At 63.1% G+C, this 17,857-nt stretch carries 15 protein-coding genes; 10 read left to right on the forward strand and 5 right to left on the reverse strand.

Annotated features, from left to right (window positions below):
* Positions 1-46 precede the first annotated feature (46 nt).
* Positions 47-1,123: a flavodoxin family protein gene (locus K288_RS0135685; protein ID WP_027583845.1), complete on the reverse strand. Its 1,077-nt coding sequence runs from the start codon at positions 1,121-1,123 to the stop codon at positions 47-49.
* 101 nt (positions 1,124-1,224) lie between these two features.
* Between K288_RS0135685 and K288_RS0135690 the strand changes: the two genes are divergently transcribed.
* The gene (locus K288_RS0135690) at positions 1,225-2,130 is read left to right on the forward strand and encodes a DUF6328 family protein (protein WP_043161561.1); all 906 of its coding nucleotides are present in this window, start codon (positions 1,225-1,227) and stop codon (positions 2,128-2,130) included.
* Between the two features lie 10 nt (positions 2,131-2,140).
* Here K288_RS0135690 and K288_RS0135695 read toward each other — a convergent pair whose 3' ends face one another.
* Positions 2,141-2,680, reverse strand: a complete 540-nt coding sequence (locus K288_RS0135695) for a DUF4142 domain-containing protein (protein ID WP_027583847.1) — start codon at positions 2,678-2,680, stop codon at positions 2,141-2,143.
* A 125-nt stretch (positions 2,681-2,805) separates the two neighbouring features.
* On the opposite strand from K288_RS0135695, the gene K288_RS47495 reads away from it, so the two are divergent.
* Complete coding sequence (locus K288_RS47495) at positions 2,806-3,372, forward strand: phosphatase PAP2 family protein (RefSeq protein WP_043161563.1); 567 nt, start codon at positions 2,806-2,808, stop codon at positions 3,370-3,372.
* Positions 3,373-3,383: 11 nt separating this feature from the next.
* Here K288_RS47495 and K288_RS0135705 read toward each other — a convergent pair whose 3' ends face one another.
* The gene (locus K288_RS0135705; protein ID WP_084799967.1) at positions 3,384-6,101 is read right to left on the reverse strand and encodes an EAL domain-containing protein; all 2,718 of its coding nucleotides are present in this window, start codon (positions 6,099-6,101) and stop codon (positions 3,384-3,386) included.
* Between the two features lie 241 nt (positions 6,102-6,342).
* On the opposite strand from K288_RS0135705, the gene K288_RS0135710 reads away from it, so the two are divergent.
* Positions 6,343-7,041 (forward strand): ABC transporter permease, encoded by a 699-nt coding sequence (locus tag K288_RS0135710; RefSeq protein ID WP_027583849.1) that lies wholly within the window; start codon positions 6,343-6,345, stop codon positions 7,039-7,041.
* Here K288_RS0135710 and K288_RS0135715 read toward each other — a convergent pair.
* Positions 7,015-7,821 carry an extracellular solute-binding protein gene (locus K288_RS0135715; protein ID WP_027583850.1) on the reverse strand — a complete coding sequence of 269 codons (807 nt, stop codon included), beginning with the start codon at positions 7,819-7,821 and terminating at the stop codon, positions 7,015-7,017. The two genes, K288_RS0135710 and K288_RS0135715, sit on opposite strands and share 27 nt — an antisense overlap.
* A 182-nt stretch (positions 7,822-8,003) precedes the next feature.
* Between K288_RS0135715 and K288_RS0135720 the strand changes: the two genes are divergently transcribed.
* The 5 genes from K288_RS0135720 to K288_RS0135740 all read left to right on the forward strand — a co-directional run bounded on the left by K288_RS0135720 (position 8,004) and on the right by K288_RS0135740 (position 15,190).
* Complete coding sequence (locus tag K288_RS0135720; RefSeq protein WP_027583851.1) at positions 8,004-8,231, forward strand: hypothetical protein; 228 nt, start codon at positions 8,004-8,006, stop codon at positions 8,229-8,231.
* A 149-nt stretch (positions 8,232-8,380) separates the two neighbouring features.
* Entirely contained in the window at positions 8,381-8,659 is a 279-nt protein-coding gene (locus tag K288_RS0135725; protein WP_027583852.1) for a hypothetical protein, read from the forward strand.
* Positions 8,660-8,772: 113 nt separating this feature from the next.
* Positions 8,773-9,990 (forward strand): efflux RND transporter periplasmic adaptor subunit, encoded by a 1,218-nt coding sequence (locus tag K288_RS0135730; protein WP_027583853.1) that lies wholly within the window; start codon positions 8,773-8,775, stop codon positions 9,988-9,990.
* Positions 9,983-13,213, forward strand: coding sequence for a CusA/CzcA family heavy metal efflux RND transporter (locus tag K288_RS0135735; RefSeq protein WP_027583854.1), 3,231 nt, complete (start codon positions 9,983-9,985; stop codon positions 13,211-13,213). Before K288_RS0135730 ends, K288_RS0135735 begins: the two co-directional genes overlap by 8 nt.
* A 138-nt stretch (positions 13,214-13,351) precedes the next feature.
* Entirely contained in the window at positions 13,352-15,190 is a 1,839-nt protein-coding gene (locus K288_RS0135740) for a nucleotide pyrophosphatase/phosphodiesterase family protein (protein ID WP_027583855.1), read from the forward strand.
* A gap of 36 nt (positions 15,191-15,226) precedes the next feature.
* Here K288_RS0135740 and K288_RS0135745 read toward each other — a convergent pair whose 3' ends face one another.
* Entirely contained in the window at positions 15,227-15,799 is a 573-nt protein-coding gene (locus K288_RS0135745) for a hypothetical protein (protein ID WP_027583856.1), read from the reverse strand.
* A gap of 389 nt (positions 15,800-16,188) precedes the next feature.
* Between K288_RS0135745 and K288_RS0135750 the strand changes: the two genes are divergently transcribed.
* Together K288_RS0135750 and K288_RS0135755 are read left to right on the forward strand one after the other, a co-directional pair.
* Positions 16,189-16,848 (forward strand): peroxiredoxin, encoded by a 660-nt coding sequence (locus tag K288_RS0135750; RefSeq protein WP_027583857.1) that lies wholly within the window; start codon positions 16,189-16,191, stop codon positions 16,846-16,848.
* 258 nt (positions 16,849-17,106) lie between these two features.
* Positions 17,107-17,409 (forward strand): hypothetical protein, encoded by a 303-nt coding sequence (locus K288_RS0135755; protein ID WP_027583858.1) that lies wholly within the window; start codon positions 17,107-17,109, stop codon positions 17,407-17,409.
* Positions 17,410-17,857 lie beyond the last annotated feature (448 nt).

Raw genomic sequence — 17,857 nt, forward strand, 5'->3', positions numbered from 1 at the left:
CTGCGCAACGCCGAATTGATCCGGCCCCGAGAGGAACCTGGGTCGACTATTTCGGATTTGGCTCGACGAGCCCGGCTGCTGGATCCTGCAGCCTGCCCTCACGCGCAAGCTTCACGGCACTGCCGAGTGAGCGCGCGACATTCAACGTCTCCTCCTGGAACGCCCTGTCCTCATCGAGCGCCTGATGCGAGGTCGCGTAGGGCCCCATGTAGCCGATATAACCATCGAGCTGGCTCATTCTACCCGCGGAGATCAGCTCCATGTCCGTGAGCCAATCCGCAAGCGACCGTCGCATCGTTTCCGCGCCGACGGAATCGCCATGCACGATGAGACCGAAATGGCGGCCGGCGAGATGCCGCGGGTAAGGCCAGCCCTTCAACTCGAGCGCCTTGGCTTCGTCCGCATGCTTGCCATGAGTCGAGGTCGGATCGGGATTGCAGCCATCGGCGCAGACCATCCGGTCGATCATTGCCTTCAACCCTGTCGGCGCTTGATACCAGTTTACGGGCGTCACGATCAGTATCCCGTGCGCCGCCACCCACAGCGGGTAGATCTCGTTCATCCAATCATCGGTCTGGCCGAGCGCGTAGTTCGGATAGCAACTGCAGGGCCAGTGACAGAGCGCAGGCGATGTCGAGACACAGGATTTGCAGGGATGGATCTGTTTGCCGAACTCGGACGTCAGTCGCGAGAGATCGAGGATGTCGACGGCAAGTCCCATCTCCACGAAGACAGGCTCGGCAAGCTTGACCAGCCGCCAGCTCTTGGACATCTCACCGGGACAGGTGTGCTCGCTGCGCGAGGAGCCGTTGATGATCAGGATGCGCGGCCGCTCCGTTGCATCGTCGTGACGCCGCTGCGCTGCCAGGATCGCCTCGCGCGCGGCGAGCCAATCCACCGCGAGTTCGTATTCCGGATCGGCGAAGCCTGGCCCCGCCTTGCGCGTCAGCGGCGCCTTGCGCGAATGGCTGTAGGCATCCCACGCCGCGTCGACGACGGCCTCGATCTCCCGCTGCAGCGGACCGAAGGCAGGATCGACGAAACGGCTGCGGTAGCGCCGCGCAAACTCCTCGCGCGGCAATTTGACGGGTGGCATCCCCTTGCGGACGTCCGGCGCCGTCATGTCGCACCCCTCCCCGCACTGTGAACGCTAGATGACATGTCGCGTTAACAACGTGACATCGGCGACAGTTCCGGCGCGAAAGGAAAGGAGTGCGACCACGGATGTCCGAGAAGCTGGATCGCAAGGTCAAGACGGCACTCGACGAGACCCGTCTGCTTGTCCTGGGCATCCAGGTCCTGCTCGGCTTTCAATTCCAGGCATTCTTCCAGACCGGCTTTCCGGCACTCTCCTCGGCATCGAAAATGCTCTGCGCCGTCGGGCTTGCGCTGCAGACGCTTTCGCTGGGGTTGCTGATCGCCCCGTCGATGGAACACAGAATCGTCGAGCAGGGTTCTTCGTCGAAGCGCCTGGTCCGCGCGACATCGTTCTACACGACCGCCGGCCTGGTTCCCTTCTCCTTGAGCCTTGGCCTTGCCGCTTATGTTGTGATCGAAGGACATTTCGGCTGGCTCGCCGGGTTCACAAGCGGGTTCGCGCTGCTGTTCGCATCAAGCTTTGCGTGGTTCGGATTGGAGATGTTTCACCAGGAGAAACCGACGATGCCCGATTCAGAAGGAGCGACTCCGCTCACGACAAGGGTCGAGCAGGTGCTGACCGAAGCACGCGTCATCATCCCCGGCGCGCAGGCGCTGTTCGGCTTCCAATTCATCGCCATGCTCACCACCAGATTTGAAGAGCTGCCGCAAACGGCAAAGATCGTCCACGCTGTCGCGCTCGGCCTCGTCGCCTTGAATGTCATCCTCCTGATGACGCCGGCCGCCCTGCACCGGCTTTCCTATGGTGGCGCGGACTCCCCGAGCTTTCTGCGCGCGGCCTCCGCGCTGGTGACCGCGGCGCCGCTATTTCTCGCCGCCGGCATCGCCGCGGAGAGCTATGTCGTGCTCGGCACGATCACCAACGGCGAGCTCGCCGCCACTTACGCGGCGGCGAGCTTCCTCGTCCTGGTCGGATTCTGGTACGCTCTGCCACTGATCGTGCGATGGGCAGGTAACTACCGCAAGCCGTGATGCCGCGGCGTCACTTGCGATCGTTGTCCAGCGCCTGCGCCATTTCGAGATGGTGCCGCAGCGTCGGCAGCGTTTTGCCGGCCCAATCCTTCAGCTTCGGGTTGTCGCCACTTTTGGCGTAGCGTTCGAACAGCGACACCGCATCCTTGTGCGCGCTCACCTGCATCGGATCATATTGGCTTGCAAAGTTGTCCGGCTTGGTCTCACGCAGCTTGTCGAGCTTGCTTTGCGAGGATGAATCCAGGCCCGATGGAATCTGCACGCCCTCGCCGCTCGTGACCAGGCCCTTCAGCTCGCTGCTGGTCTTGGTATGATCGGCGATCATCTGGGCCGCGAACCTCTTTTCCTCCGCGCTGCCCTTCTGCTCTGCGATCTTGCCCGCCTGGATCTCTAGCATGTCACTGATCGCGACTTCCTTGACGAAATCGGCCGTCGAGGGAGCGACGCCAAGTACCGAATTGACGCCGGTCTTCTCGCCGACCGATTGCGCGGCCGCCGAGGTGGAAATAAAGGCGACGGCCACCGCCGTCAGCACGATCGATCTTTTCATGGTGCTTGCCTCTTGCCAGGATTGTGAGCGGCAAACCCGCGGCCGAAATTTTCGTTCCTATGAGCGGGTGTGCTCAAGAAACCATCACGGCCGTCAACGGTTTGTAGTCTCAAAGGGAGAATTCAATGGCGCCTTTTCAGGTGCAGCCAACCCGCACTGACAAGGCAATCGCCGACATTGTGTCGGAGTACACGACGCCGACAGCCGAGCGGGCCGCCGAAGCGCTGACGTGGGGAGCGGACGAGCATGTCCTTTGCGCGCTTGCGCTGGGCTGGTGGCTTTATTCCCGCAACAAGAGTCTGCGGCAGCGTCGCGACAGCAATCACATACTCCTGACCGCGGTCGTCACGGCCATCCTTCCCCACATGCTGAAGAAGGTATTCACCCAGGAGCGACCAGATCGAGAGACAGCCCGAGGTCACCTTCACGGCGTACCGTTCTCCGGCAAGCCGCTGGACGCCTTTCCGTCAGGCCATGCCATTCACGTCGGCGCGATCGCTTCGGCCGCAACCGTGTTTCCCTCGGCAAAGCGCAATGTCGTCTGGGCGATCAGTGGCGGCCTGGTGCTGACGCGCGTCGTTCTGCTTGCGCACTGGTTGAGCGATGTCGTTGCCGGCCTTGCGATCGGCGCCGTTATCGAACGGCTGCTGCGCCTCATCACAGGCTATGGCAAGGATCCGCGCGAACGCTGAAACGTCGCCGATCAGGCGGCGTCCTCCACCTCGGCCGCATCGGACGCCAGCATCGCCCGGATCTCCTGCGCTGTGCGGGCCGCGCTGAACAGATAACCCTGCATCTGGGTGCATCCCAGCATGTGCACGGTGTCGCGCTGCTGCTCGGTTTCGACCCCCTCCGCAGTCGTGATCATGTCGCGGTCGGCCGCGATGCTCACCACAGCGCGGATGATCGACGCCGACGAGCTGTTGCGGGTAACTTCCTTGACGAAGCTGCGGTCGATCTTGATCTTGTCGAACGGAAACCGCTGCAGATATTGCAGCGAGGAATAGCCGGTTCCGAAATCATCCAGCGCGATGTGAACGCCGAGCGCGCGGAGCTGGTTGAGCGCGACCAGCGCGGCATCATCGTCCGCGATCAGAACGGCCTCCGTGATTTCCAGCTCGAGGCGGCGCGGATCGAGCCCACTCTCGACGAGCGCCGCGGCGACCTTCAGCGACAGCGTCTCCGACTTGAACTGAACTGGTGATACGTTGACCGCCACCCGCACATGGGCCGGCCAGGTGGCTGCCTCGGTGCATGCGGTCCGCAGCACCCACTGCCCGATCTCTTCGATCAGGCCGGTCTCCTCCGCGACCGGAATGAATTCGGCCGGCGACACCATGCCGCGCACCGGATGCCGCCAGCGCACCAGCGCCTCGCAGCCGGTCACCTCGTCGCTGCGCAGATCGACCAACGGCTGATAGTGGATTTCGAACCCGCCCTCGACCAGCGCAGCACGCATGTCGGCTTCCAGCTCGCGGCGGAGTTTGGCCTCTTTCTCCATCTCCGGCTCGAAGAAGCGGTGGGTGCGGCGGCCGGCAGCCTTGGCGGCGTACATCGCAAGGTCCGCCCGCTTCAACAAACCGAGCAGATCGGTACCATCCCGCGGCGCGACAGCGATGCCGATGCTGGCGTCACCGGACAAGTGATGGCCATGGCAGTCCAACGGCGTGCGCAGCGCCTGATAGATCCGTTCAACCAGCGCGCTGACATCGACATCGGCCGCGATGCCACGCTGAACGATGGCGAATTCGTCCCCGCCGAGACGAGCAATGAAATCCTCCGGTCCGATCGACTGACGCAACCGTTCGGCGACACCTTTGAGGAACTCGTCACCAATCATATGGCCGAGCGAGTCGTTGATGCGTTTGAACTCGTCGATATCAATGTAGAGAATCGCGAACTGCACGTGGGCAGTTTCGAGCAGCAGCCCCTCAGCGTGGCGCTGAAACAGCGTCCGATTCGGCAGATTCGTCAAGGGATCGTAGTGGGCGAGGTGTTCGATCTTCGCCTCGACCCGCCGCCGTTCGGTCACGTCTTCCATCGTCGTGGCCCAGCCGCCGTCAGGCGAGCACTTGAAGATCATTCGGATCGTTCGTCCATCCTGCGTCGAGAAATAGCTCTCGCCGACATCGCTCTTGTTCGGTCCCATGAAGCGCGCACAATATTCGTCGACATCGCCGATAAACGAGCCGATCGACTGACGATGCAGCACGAGGTCGCGCAGGTGGCATCCGGGCTTGGCGACGTCAGGCGATACGCCGAGCATGTCGAGATAGCGCTGGTTGCAGATCACGAGCCGGCCCGACGCGTCGAACAGCAGCAACCCTTGCGTCATGTTGTTGATGGCGGTGTCGAGGTGAGAGCTCTTTTCCGACAGCCTCTGGCGCGCAGCGTCATGCTGGCGTCGCAGTTGCCTGACGATCAGGAAGATCGTGACGGTGACGACGACGATCGCCAGCACCGCGGCACTGAACTGCAGTTTCGTCTGCGCGCGCCAGTCGGCGAGCGCCGTCGAGGTCTTGGTCGTGGCAACAATCAGGATCGGAAAATGAGTCAGCGGTCGAACGGCGCCGATCTTGTCCTCGGCATCTTCAGTGCGGAAGCGCCCCGAGATGTTTCCGTCGAGCGTCAGCGCCTTCTGGAATGATTGGAGACCGGCTACGCTCTTGCCGATCGCCCCTTCATCCTTGGGGTAACGGGCGATCACCGTGCCGTCGCGATGGATCATTGAGATGATGGTGTCACCGTTCAGTGCCAGAGAGGCGACGAACTCCTCGAACTGGCTGGGCTCGACACCCCGGCTGGAGAAGCCGATGATCGCGCCATCGCTGCCGACGATCTTGCGGGCGAACAGCGTCGTCCACTTGCCCGTGACGCGGCTCACCGCGGGCTCGACGATGACGTCCGGGGTCGGCTTGCCGGAGGTAAACTCCCTGAAATATCGCCGATCCCTGACGTTCAGGTCGGGCACCGGCCACATCTCGGAGGAATTGATCAGCCACCCCTCCGCATTGAACAGATTGAGGCCACCGACATGCGGCAGGGCCGCAAGTCTGGTGCGCAGCATTTCATGCGTGCTCAGGAGTGACATCGTCTTTTCGAACTGATCGGCGGTGTCGGCTCCGTCCGCCCGCATGTAGGCGACGACATCATCGTGCACATGCTGGAGATCGGAGAGCTGCTGATCGAAATGGCGGGACAGCAGGAGCGCTGTGTTGGAGAGTTCGCGTTCGGCAAGATCGAGCGCGCGCTCCCGGAATTGCAGGGCCAGATACCCGGTGCCGAGCCCGATCGCGACGACGAGTGCTGCGGCGCACAGCACGAGCCACTGGATTGCGCTCAATGGCAATGGCGCCACGGCGGCCAATTTCGGCCACCACCGGCCCTGCAAGATTTCGCTCTTGGCCGAGCTGTCTGACATTTCCCTGCCCCTACAAGCGCTTGTTGTAGAGGATACAACCCAAGAGGGCGTTAGGAAAAAGAGTTACCGATCAGTTAACAGGAACCTTCGCTTCTGAGCGTTACCAGATTTCTACCGCGCGACATCGCTTGCACCTATTGGACGTTGCGTAATTTATGAGACATTGAAGTGTTTATCGGATGATGCCTGCAGGCAATCTTCATTCGGACGATCTCACCGGGGCGACCAAGCGCACAACAGGATGAACGATTTCACGCAATCGGTAATGACAGCGCTCTCGCTGATTGTCAGCCTTGACGCTGAGCTGATCGGCATCGTCCTTTTGTCGTTGCGCGTCAGCCTGACGGCGAGCCTGTTGGCGCTGCTGATCGGCGCGCCGCTCGGCGTCCTGCTCGCGATCAGCCGATTTCAGGGCAGGCAAGCCACGATCGTGCTGACGAATGCCATGCTCGGCCTGCCGCCGGTCGTGGTCGGACTGGCGCTTTACCTTCTGCTGTCGCGTTCCGGTCCGCTCGGCTTTGCCGGACTGCTGTTCACGCCAAGCGCCATGATTGTAGCCCAGACGATGCTTGCCACGCCGATCGTGGTCGCGCTCGTGCATCGTCCGGTCTCGCTGCTGTGGGCGGAATATTCCGATCTCATGCGCACCGACGGCCTGTCCCGCCTGCGCAGCATGGCGCTGCTGTCGTCGCTCGGCCGCGGTTCGCTCTTGACCGCGTTCCTTGCCGCCTTCGGCCGCGCCATCGCCGAAGTCGGCGCCATCATCATCGTCGGCGGCAACATCCGCGGCTACACCCGGACCATGACGACTGCGATCGCGCTGGAAACCAGCAAGGGCGAGTTGCCACTCGCGCTCGGGCTTGGCCTGATCCTGCTCGGCCTCAGCGTGACCGTGAGCACGGTCGCTTTCCTGTTAGTCGGACGCGTTGGGGAAAAATAGCTGCTCGCCGCCAACCTTGTAGTCGGCGATCACCTTCTGTCCCCCGGCAGAGATCAGCCAGTCGATGAAGGCCTGCCCATCCTTGGCTTTCACGGTTGGGTGCTTGGCCGGATTGACCAGCATCACGCCATATTGGTTGAACAGGCGCCGATCGCCTTCGGTCAGGATCGCAAGATCGCCGCGATTCTTGAACGACAGCCAGGTGCCGCGATCCGAGAGCACATAGGCATTGTCGGATGCGGCCATGTTGAGCGCGGGCCCCATCCCCTGCCCGATCTCGCGATACCAGGATCCCTTCGCCGTCGCGATGTCGATGCCCGCCTCCTTCCATAGACGCAGTTCGGCCTGGTGCGTGCCGGAGCGGTCGCCACGCGAGATGAAGGTCGCCTTCGCGGCAGCGATCTTCTTCAGCGCTTCCGTGACGTCCTTGCCATCAGCGATGTGCGCCGGATCGTCCTTCGGACCGATCACCACGAAATCGTTGTACATCACGTCCTGGCGCTTGACGCCAAATCCTTCGGCAAGGAATTTCTCCTCCGCCGGGCGATCATGCACGAACACCACGTCGGCATCGCCCCGCCGTCCGATGTCGAGCGCCTGGCCGGTGCCGACCGCGACCACCTTGACGCCGATCCCCGTCGCCGCCGTAAAGCGCGGCAAAAGGAAACCGAACAGCCCGGACTGCTCGGTCGATGTCGTCGATGCCACCGTGATTGTGCGCTCCTGCGCGAACGCGCTTGAGAGCATGAGAAGCGTTGCGACCATGATTCGTGCGAGCATTTGCCTCACCTCCGCGAAACCGACTGTTTAGGTAACGTTCTACTTCATCTCGGCCTGTCCGACCATAAGCCAGGAGATCCGCCGCAGCGAGCGGAGGCTCGGGCTTTACAATCACCCCAAACTGCGCGACTCCGTCGTCGCGCCGTCATGTTCGGCGTGACGACGAAAGTGGCAAGAAGCTGATGGACGCATTGACGATCTTCGGGCTGTTTGCGGTCACGATGATGCTCGTGTGCTATGCGGCCGAAGACCGCAGCCCATGGTTCATCCTGGCTTTCGCCGTCGCCTGCGCGCTCGGCTCCGCCTACGGTTTCCTGCAGGGAGCGTGGCCGTTTGGCCTGGTCGAAGCGGTATGGGCGGTCGTCGCATTGCGGCGCTGGATGCTCAAGCGGCTGCCGGCGAAGGCGTAACGTTATAGTATTCGGCGATCTCCCGCCTTGAATCGGCGCAGGTGTGGCGCTAACTAGCCGCCATGGACTCTCGCTTAGCCGCACCGGATTCCGCGACCCGCAAGGCCCCATCACGCCGGTGGCGTAGCCTGCTTGCGGGACTGATCTCGTTGGCGCTCGTGCTGTCCTTCTTTCACGGTCTTGGCTTCGACAGCGACGATGCAGTGCCGGCGCTCTCGATCGCGCAACTGGCCGGTGATGCCACCGACAAGTCCCCCGTCCATCCAGCATTGCCCCATGGCGACCACTGCCTGACCCACGTATCGTCCGTAGCCACACAGGACACGTCGGTCGCGATCGAATATACCGCGCACGCCTATCGCCTCCTTGCCATGCGTACCCCCGCAGCAGCCGAGCCGATCTCTCCCTTCAAGCCACCCCGCGCCTGATCCGATCGGTATGACCGATCCGGCCGCGCTGCTTTCCGGCAGCGGGCCCAGCTTGCACGCATCGCTATGGCAACAGCGCCGGGCTCGGACCCGCGCGCGGCGGGAAGGCATATATGAGACGGATTCTTCTTTTCGTTGCCGGCATCATCGTTGGCGGCGGCCTGGGCATCGCGATCTGGTCGCAATGGCCGCTATCCGGAATACCAGCGCCGCAAGAAACGTCGACGACCGGAACGGCAAAAGCCGAAAGCGAGGATCACGGTACCGAGCACATCGCGCTGAGCGACGAGCAGATCAGCGATGCCGGCATCAAGCTGGCGCCGGCCGCGGGCGGTACGCTCAAGCGTCACTTCCTGGCGCCAGGCTCGCTTATTCCCGACGCCGACCACGTCGGCCGCGTCTCCGTGCGCGTACTGGCGACAGTCGCCGAACTGCGCAAGCGCCTGGGCGACAGCGTCGAAAAAGGTGAGATCGTCGCCGTGATCGAAAGCCGCGAGGTGGCGGACGCCAAGAGCGAATACCTCGCCGCGCGGCTGACCAACGATCTGCAGCAGACGCTCTACAACAGACAAAAGTCCTTGGCCGAAAGCCGGGCCATGTCGGAAAACGAATTCCTGCGGACCCAACTGGCCGCCAACGACGCTCGCATCAAGCTCGACGGCGCCAGGCAAAAGCTGTTCGCGCTGGGGCTGTCCGAAAAGGAGATCGCCGACCTTCCGAGCCAGCCACCGGAAAGCCTGCGCGAACAGTATTTGCGTGCGCCGATCTCGGGCCGGGTCTCGGAGCGGCGCGTCGACCTCGGCGGGCTGATCGGCCGCGAGGGGCAGGAAAGCGAGCTGTTCGTCATCGTCAATCTCGACGATATCTGGGTCGATCTCGCCGTCTCCCCCGAGGACATCGCCGCCGTGCACGAGGGCGGACTGGTCACGATCCGCGCGATCGGCAGCGACGACGAAGCGGTCGCGCGGGTGATCTTTGTGAGCCCCCTGCTCGATCGCGAGACCCGCAACGCCCGGGTCATCGCAACCCTGCCGAACCGGGATCACCGATGGAGGCCTGGCACTTTCGTCACCGCCGAAGTGCCGCTCGGCGGCGAGCCGTCAAAGGTGATCGTCTCGAAGAAAGCGCTGCAGACCGTCAGGGGCAACGCCACGATATTCGTGCGCGACGCCGAAGGGTTTGAGGCGCGACAGGTGCGTACGGGTCGCGAGGATGATGACGACGTCGAGATCGTGAGCGGTCTTTCGCCGGGTGAGACGATCGCCATCGCCAACACATTCACGCTCAAGGCCGAGCTGGAAAAGGCCGAAGCGGAGCACGGCCATGATTGAGGGGATCATCGGCTTCTCCATTCACCGCCGCTGGGTGATCGTCGCGCTCTGCGCCATCGTCATGGCGCTCGGCGGCTTTGCGCTGACGAGAGTGTCGATCGACGCGGTGCCCGACATCACCAACAAGCAGGTGCAGATCAACACCACGGCCCATGCGCTGTCGCCGCTGGAAATCGAGAAGCAGGTAACCTTTCCGGTCGAGACAGCGCTCGCCGGGGCGCCCGGCCTCGAGAGCACACGCTCGCTGTCGCGCAACGGCTTTTCGCAGGTGACCGCAGTCTTCAGCGAAGGCACCGATATCTACTTCGCGCGCCAGCAGGTCACCGAACGCCTTGCCGAAGTCCGCGCGCGCCTGCCGCAAGGCATCGAGCCGCGGATCGGTCCGGTCTCGACCGGGCTCGGCGAGATCTACATGTGGACCGTTCGCTTCGCCGACAAACCGGTCGAAGCCGACGGCGTGGCGGGCCTGCAGCGCGACGGCAGCTTCGTCACCAGCGACGGAGCACGGCTCAAGGGCGACATCGAGAAGAACGCCTATCTGCGTACCGTGCAGGACTGGATCATCCGGCCGCAGATCAAGACCGTTCCCGGCGTTGCCGGCGTCGATACGATCGGCGGCTATCTCAAGCAGTACCAGGTCCATCCGGATGCGGCCAAGCTGATCGCGCTCGGCTTGACCTTTGCCGATGTTGCAAACGCGATCGAGACCAACAATGTCAGCCGCGGCGCGCGTTACATCGAAAAGAACGGCGAAGGCTTTGTCGTGCGCTCCGGTGGTCGCATCGAGAACATGGAGGAGCTCGGCGCCATCGTCGTCACCACGCGCGGCGGCGTTCCGGTGCGGATCCGCGACATCGCGAGCGTCACGATCGGGGGCGAGAGCCGCACCGGCAGCGCCAGCGAGAACGGCCACGAGGTGGTGGTCGGTACGGCGCTGATGCTGATCGGCGCCAACAGCCGTACCGTGTCGTCGGCGGTCGACGCTCGGCTGCGCGAGATCGCGCCGACGCTGCCGCCCGGTGTCGAGGTCAAGACCGTACTCAATCGCACTCAACTGGTCGATGCCACCGTCAGGACGGTTGCGACCAATCTGAGCGAGGGTGCGCTATTGGTCATCGCAGTGCTGTTTGTCCTGCTGGGCAATTTTCGCGCAGCGTTGATCACCGCATTGGTGATCCCCGTGGCGATGCTGATGACCGCCATCGGCATGTGGCAGGGCCGCATCAGCGCCAATCTGATGAGCCTGGGCGCGCTCGATTTCGGCCTGATCGTCGATGGCGCCGTCATCATCACCGAGAACAGCCTGCGCCATCTGGCGGAACGGCAGCGCGAACTCGGACGTGTCCTCTCCCGCGACGAACGGCTGGCCACGGTGCGCGCCTCCGCGGTCGAGATGATCCGCCCGAGCCTGTACGGACAAGCCATCATCCTCCTGGTTTACGTGCCGCTCCTCACCTTCACCGGCGTCGAAGGCAAGATGTTCACACCGATGGCCGTGACGGTGATCCTGGCATTGGCATCGGCTTTCGTCCTGTCGCTGACGCTTGTCCCGGCCGCGATCGCCATTGCCGTGACCGGACGCGTTCAGGAGCATGAAAGCAGGCTCGTTACGGCTTTGAAGCGCCTGTACCGGCCACTGTTACGCTATGCGATTGCCGCGCCGCTGCCCGTCATCGCAACGGCAGCCGTGCTGTTTGCTGTCGCACTGGCGGGCTTCGCGCGCCTCGGGCAGGAGTTCATCCCGTCGCTGGACGAAAAGAATATCGCCATGCATGCGCTGCGGATTCCCAGCACCGCGCTATCACAATCGCAGGCGATGCAGCTTGCGGTCGAGAACGCCGTCAGCCGTCTGCCGCAGGTCGCCTTCGTCTTCTCCAAGACTGGCACGGCCGAGGTCGCGAGCGACCCGATGCCACCGAACGCGTCCGACACCTTCATCATGCTCAAGCCACGCGATCAATGGCCGGATCCGTCGATGACGAAGGAGGAATTGCTCGAGCAAATCGCAAGATCGGTCAATCGCGTTCCCGGCAACGTCTATGAATTCACCCAGCCGATCCAGATGCGCTTCAATGAGCTTCTGGCCGGCGTTCGCGGCGACATCGCCATCAAGGTATTCGGCGACGAGTTCGAGCCGATGCTGAAAGCGGCGAACGAGGTGGCCTCGATCCTGCGCTCGGTGCATGGGGCGACCGATGTGAAGGTAGAGCAGGCCGGCGGCCTTCCTGTCCTCGAGATCAAGGTCGACCGTGCCGCGATCGCGCGCCGCGGTCTGAGCGCGGCGGCGGTGCAGGAGGTGATCGGCGCCGCCGTCGGCGGCCAGGACGCGGGCGTCGTGTTCGAGGGCGACCGTCGGTTCGACATCATCGTAAGGCTGCCGGAGGGCTTGCGATCCGACCTCGAGGCGCTCGGCAACCTTCCCGTGGCGCTGCCGAAGGCAACGCCCAATGCACCGGTCCAGAGCCTGCCGCTCAATCGGCTGGCGCGATTCTCCTTCACCGAGGGGCCGAACCAGATCAGCCGCGAGAACGGCAAGCGCCGCATCGTCATCACCGCCAACGTCCGCGGCCGCGACCTCGGCTCGGTCGTCGCGGAAGCTCAGGCCAAGGTCGGGCAGCAGGTCAAGCTGCCGCCCGGCTACTGGATGAGTTGGGGCGGACAGTTCGAAAACCTGGCCGCGGCCCGGCAAAGGCTCGGCATCGTTGTGCCGGCGTGCTTTGCGTTGATCTTCCTGCTGCTGCTGGCGGCCACGGGCTCGGCGCGCGATGCCCTGGTGGTGTTCAGCGCCGTTCCGCTGGCGCTCACCGGCGGCATCGCCGCGCTCTGGCTTCGCGGCATGCCGTTCTCGATCTCGGCGGCGGTCGGCTTCATCGCGCTGTCCGGCGTTGCCGTGCTGAACGGCCTTGTGATGTTGAGCCTGATCCGCAATCTCCATGAAGACGGCATGCCGCTCGGACAGGCGATCGAGAACGGCGCCCTCACCCGGCTTCGCCCGGTCGTGATGACCGCGCTCGTGGCGGCGCTCGGTTTCGTGCCGATGGCCTTCGCCACCGGCACCGGCGCAGAGGTGCAAAAGCCGCTGGCGACCGTCGTCATCGGCGGCCTGATCAGTGCCACCCTGCTGACGCTCGCCGTCCTCCCGGCGCTCTATGCACGGTTCGGGCGACGGGCTGAGCATGCTGCTGCCGGACTGCGCGGGCTACCCAAGGCGGCACACAACTGATCGCCATGCGAAGTTCGGAGCGATGACTAGACAGTTCGACGGACATCGCGGCCCCATGTAACAATTCTGTCATATAGCAAAACTAAACGGGTGCGACGATCGATCGCAGGAAGCTGCTTCTGACAGGGGGAAATGAAGATGCGACGCACAATAACATTGCTATCGGCAGGCTTGATCACGCTCGCGGCCGGGGCCGCATCGGCTCAGAACAATACGCCACGTAACGTGATCCTGTTCATCCCCGACGGCCTGCGCTCGCGCATCGTCAACCCGCAGACGGCGCCGGCGATGGCTGAAATCCGCGACAAGGGCGTCAACTTCAAGAACTCGCATTCGCTGTTTCCGACCTTCACTATGGCCAACAGCTCGGCGATGTCGACCGGCCACTATCTCGGCGACACCGGCACTTTCAGCAACACGATCTACACCGCGTATTCTTCGGCTCCCGCAGGCGACACCGTCGTGCCCTTCATCGAGAATGACGCGGTGCTGGCCGACATCGACGACCATTTCAACGGCGACTACCTGAACGAAGAGACCATCCTGAAGATGGCGCGCGGCAAGGGATTCAGCACGGCGGCCATTGGCAAGGTCGGCCCGACGCTGCTGTTTGACCACACCGATCGCGGCAAGCACACCATCGTCTTCGACGATTCCACCGGCGGCAAGAACGGCGTCCCCGTGTCCGAGGAGGTGAAGGATGCGCTCACCAAGGCCAACCTGCCGCTGACGACGCCCAGCCGCGGCGACAACGCCAAGGCCGGCGATGCCAAGACGCCCGGCACCACCGTCGCCAACGTCGCGCAGCAGGCCTATTTCGCCGATGTCGCCACCAAGGTGGTGCTGCCGATGTTCAAGGCGCGCAACAAGCCGTTTGTGCTGGTGTTCTGGTCGCGCGACCCTGACGGCAGCCAGCACAACACCGGCGACAGCCTCAACACGATCACGCCCGGCATCAACGGGCCGACCTCGATGGCCGGGATCAAGAACGCCGACGACAACCTCGCGCAGTTGCGCAAGGCGCTCGACGAGCTCGGGCTCGCCTCTTCGACCAACATCATCGTCTCCGCCGACCATGGCTTCTCGACGATCTCGAAGGAGAGCAAGACCAGCCCCTCGGCCAAGATCTCCTACGACGACACGCCGAAGGATTTCCTGCCGATGGGCTTCCTGGCAATCGACCTCGCCAGGGCGCTGGAGCTGCCGCTGTTCGATCCCAACGACAAGAACGCGCGCGTCGCCGACAACGCCCATCCCAAGGCCGGCAACGGCGTGCTCGGCCAGGACCCCGCCAAGCCCGATGTTGTCGTGGCCACCAATGGCGGGTCGGACCTGATCTATCTGCCGAACCGGGACAAGAAGCTCGCCGGTCGCGTCATCAAGGCGCTGCTGGATCAGGACTATGTCAGCGGCCTCTTCGTCGATGACCGGCTCGGGCGCTTCCCCGGCACGCTGCCGATCTCCCAGCTCAATCTCAGGGGCAAGGCGACCACGCCGACGCCCTCGATCGTGGTCAATTTCCGCTCCTGGTCGTCGGGCTGCGAGGAGCCGACCAATTGCTCGGTCCAGGTCGCCGATACGATCCTGCGCCAGGGCCAGGGCATGCACGGCAGCTTCAGCCGCGGCGACACGCTGAACTTCATGGCGGCGATCGGACCCGACTTCAAATCCGGCTATGTCGATCCCCTTCCCGTCAGCAACGCTGACGTCGGCATGACCATCGCCAAGCTCCTGGACCTCCGCGCCAGCGCCAATGGCGGGCTGCTCGGCCGGGTGGTGTCGGAAGCGATCCCGAACGGCATCGTCCCGAAGATGGCCGACGGCACCATCACCTCGAAGCCGGCCGGCAACGGGCTGCGCACCGTCATCAAGTTCCAGCGCGTGCTGTCGACCCGCTATTTCGACGTCGCCGGTTTTCCGGGGCGGACGCTGGGGCTTGAGGTCGAGAGCGGCAAACAGAAAACGGCGGGGAAATAGCCCCCGCCGCTGTTACCATTTTCGTTGTCGGGTGACTTAGACCAACCCGATATCAAACACGTTCGGCAGCTGCACCAGTGGCAGCGCCGCGGCGCCGACCAGGGTGGCAACCATCGCGGCGAGCGCCTGGTTGGTGCGGCGCTTGCCGCGCATCTGGCTCGCGATCCACTCCAGCACCTTGGTGTCGATATTGGCGGCGTGCGTCGGCGCCCAGCTCTCGATGTCGGTATCCGGCGACAGCGCGACCGTGCGCGGCGGCACCGGCAGGCCGGACATCGAAGCGGCGTGATGCGCGACCGCCTTGGCCAGGAGGTCGTCGAAACGGCCATCGTCGCTGCGCTCGGCCGCGGCTTCGTTGATCTCGAACAGCGCTGCGACCTCCTCCCGGCTCACCGGCTGGTGCGCAACGGCGGAGGCAGTGAGGATGCGCACGCACCAGGCGGCGTCATCAGCATCGAGCGCTCGGGAAAAGTGGATACGGCCCTTGGTGGTGGGGCCTTCGCCGGTGATCACGCCATCGCGTACGATGGTGAGGGCATGGGCGGCTGTCTTGCGGCAGGACGGTTGCAGGGCGACCACATCGGTCGCCTCGATACTAGGGGCAGACATAGCGAGACTTCTCAGTTCCTTATTCCAGTCCAGCATTTCCATGCCGGCGTAAACGAGTGGTTACCGATTCGAAACGACCGTTTCGACATTTGTACATAGTTGCCAATTGGTCGCTGTGACGGCTCTCACGGTTGGCGCCTATTAGCAGATCGGACCCGGGAGATGGGGACCATAAAAGGCAATTCCACGGCAATCCGTGGTCTTGCGGACGTTATGGGTTTTTTCGCCGCAGGCAGGCCGATCAAAAGAAGTTGCTCGCAGTTCCCTCACAAAACAGAATGATTTCACCTTTTAGCTAGAGTGGTTCACTTAAGCCGTTGCAGCGCCTATAATGTCCGTCACGCCAGAAACAAAATTCTTTAGCCACTTCAATGACATGAGGCAAAACCATGACGCTTCCCATTGGCGCTACCGCCCCCGACTTCGAAGCCGAAACCACCGAGGGCAAAATTAAATTTCATGACTGGATCGGCAATAGCTGGGCGCTTTTGTTCTCGCATCCCAAGGACTTCACGCCGGTCTGCACCACCGAGCTCGGCGCGCTCGCCAAGCTGAAACCGGAGTTCGACAAGCGCGGCGTCAAACTGATGGGCCTTTCGGTCGATCCCGTCGACCGCCATGCCAAATGGTCGGAGGACATCGCGGAGACCCAGGGCGCCGCGCCGAACTATCCGATGATCGCCGACACCGACTTCAACGTCTCCATGCTCTACGAGATGCTGCCCGCCTCGACCTCGGGCGATCCCCTCGCCCGCACGCCGGCGGACAACCAGACCGTCCGCAACGTCTTCATCATCGGCCCCGACAAGAAGATCAAGCTGGTGCTGGTCTACCCGATGACCACCGGCCGGAACTTCCAGGAGATCCTGCGCGTCATCGACTCGCTGCAGCTCACCGCCAAGCATCGCGTCGCGACGCCGGCCGACTGGAAGCAGGGCGAGGACGTGATCATCGCTGGCTCTGTCAGCGACGACGAAGCCAAGACGATCTACCCCGAAGGCTGGAAGGCGCCGAAGCCCTACATCCGCATCGTCGGGCAGCCAAAGTAACGGCCTGCGCCATCGATATCCGACCATCATGCCCGACCTCGTGCCGGGCGTGATGGAGTTATTCCGAACTGCATTTTCTACTTCCGGATTGCCCTCTCCGCCCAAGCCAGGGCCGCCATCGACTGCCGGCATCCCCACCTTCATCCGCGCGCGCTCGCCGCCTAGGCCAAAGTACGCAATGCGCGGAGTGCGACGTCGATTTGACGCTTCCACGAATCCAGTTATCGTTGCGCTCTCGTTCAACTGTTGGGGGATGATATGGACGACGACAAGCCCGTAATCGATCTGGTGACCGACACGCTCGGCGCCACCGCAACGGCCACCACCGAAGCCGCCACGACAGCCGTGAAGAAGGTGCGGAAGGCCGCCAAGAAGGTGGCGAAGAAAGTAGCGGCGGCCAAGAAGAAGCGAGCGACGAAGACCAAGAAGGCTGGCAAGAAGGCCGCCAAGAAATCGGCAAAGAAAGCCAAGAAAGCGCCGAAGAAAACGGCCAAGAAGACGGCCAAGAAAACCACCAAGAAAACCACCAAGAAAAAGAAGGCCAAGAAGTCGAAGCGCTGATTGCAGGCTACGGTCTCGCATCTCGCTGTCGTCCCCTGCGAAAGCAAGGGACCCACAACCACAGGGGAGTTGTTGTCGCGCGAGCAAGCGGTTGCAGCGGAGCGCATTACAAATGCTTGTGGTTATGGGTCCCGGGGCAAGCCCGGGACGACGTGGGGATGAGTTCTGATTCAAATTTCAAACAGCGGTCCCGTAGGATGGGTAGAGCGAAGCGAAACCCCTCGCGATGGAGCACGCGGCGCGAATGATGGGTTTCGCTTCGCTCTACCCATCCTACGTGTGATTCAACAGCCGACGTGATTCCGCGTTCTCGCGGCATTCGCTGCCCGAGCTTTGCGTCACTTTCCACCCTCTCATCGAACAGAGGGCGCAGGGAAAGCCGGGTGCTGGTTGCACCCGTGGGTCCCGTGCAACAAAAAGCACGGGGGTAGGACCACAGGTTCAACCG

The organism is Bradyrhizobium sp. Ai1a-2 (genome assembly GCF_000426245.1).
In the GTDB taxonomy this organism is placed as follows: domain Bacteria; phylum Pseudomonadota; class Alphaproteobacteria; order Rhizobiales; family Xanthobacteraceae; genus Bradyrhizobium.

What these genes read in the sequence shown, in the direction of transcription:
- K288_RS0135685 (WP_027583845.1), bottom strand. Translation starts at nt 1,123, where the DNA reads ATGACGGCGCCGGACGTCCGCAAGGGGATGCCACCCGTCAAATTGCCG.
- K288_RS0135690 (WP_043161561.1), top strand. Translation starts at nt 1,225, where the DNA reads ATGTCCGAGAAGCTGGATCGCAAGGTCAAGACGGCACTCGACGAGACC.
- K288_RS0135695 (WP_027583847.1), bottom strand. Translation starts at nt 2,680, where the DNA reads ATGAAAAGATCGATCGTGCTGACGGCGGTGGCCGTCGCCTTTATTTCC.
- K288_RS47495 (WP_043161563.1), top strand. Translation starts at nt 2,806, where the DNA reads ATGGCGCCTTTTCAGGTGCAGCCAACCCGCACTGACAAGGCAATCGCC.
- K288_RS0135705 (WP_084799967.1), bottom strand. Translation starts at nt 6,101, where the DNA reads ATGTCAGACAGCTCGGCCAAGAGCGAAATCTTGCAGGGCCGGTGGTGG.
- K288_RS0135710 (WP_027583849.1), top strand. Translation starts at nt 6,343, where the DNA reads ATGAACGATTTCACGCAATCGGTAATGACAGCGCTCTCGCTGATTGTC.
- K288_RS0135715 (WP_027583850.1), bottom strand. Translation starts at nt 7,821, where the DNA reads ATGCTCGCACGAATCATGGTCGCAACGCTTCTCATGCTCTCAAGCGCG.
- K288_RS0135720 (WP_027583851.1), top strand. Translation starts at nt 8,004, where the DNA reads ATGGACGCATTGACGATCTTCGGGCTGTTTGCGGTCACGATGATGCTC.
- K288_RS0135730 (WP_027583853.1), top strand. Translation starts at nt 8,773, where the DNA reads ATGAGACGGATTCTTCTTTTCGTTGCCGGCATCATCGTTGGCGGCGGC.
- K288_RS0135735 (WP_027583854.1), top strand. Translation starts at nt 9,983, where the DNA reads ATGATTGAGGGGATCATCGGCTTCTCCATTCACCGCCGCTGGGTGATC.
- K288_RS0135740 (WP_027583855.1), top strand. Translation starts at nt 13,352, where the DNA reads ATGCGACGCACAATAACATTGCTATCGGCAGGCTTGATCACGCTCGCG.
- K288_RS0135745 (WP_027583856.1), bottom strand. Translation starts at nt 15,799, where the DNA reads ATGTCTGCCCCTAGTATCGAGGCGACCGATGTGGTCGCCCTGCAACCG.
- K288_RS0135750 (WP_027583857.1), top strand. Translation starts at nt 16,189, where the DNA reads ATGACGCTTCCCATTGGCGCTACCGCCCCCGACTTCGAAGCCGAAACC.
- K288_RS0135755 (WP_027583858.1), top strand. Translation starts at nt 17,107, where the DNA reads ATGGACGACGACAAGCCCGTAATCGATCTGGTGACCGACACGCTCGGC.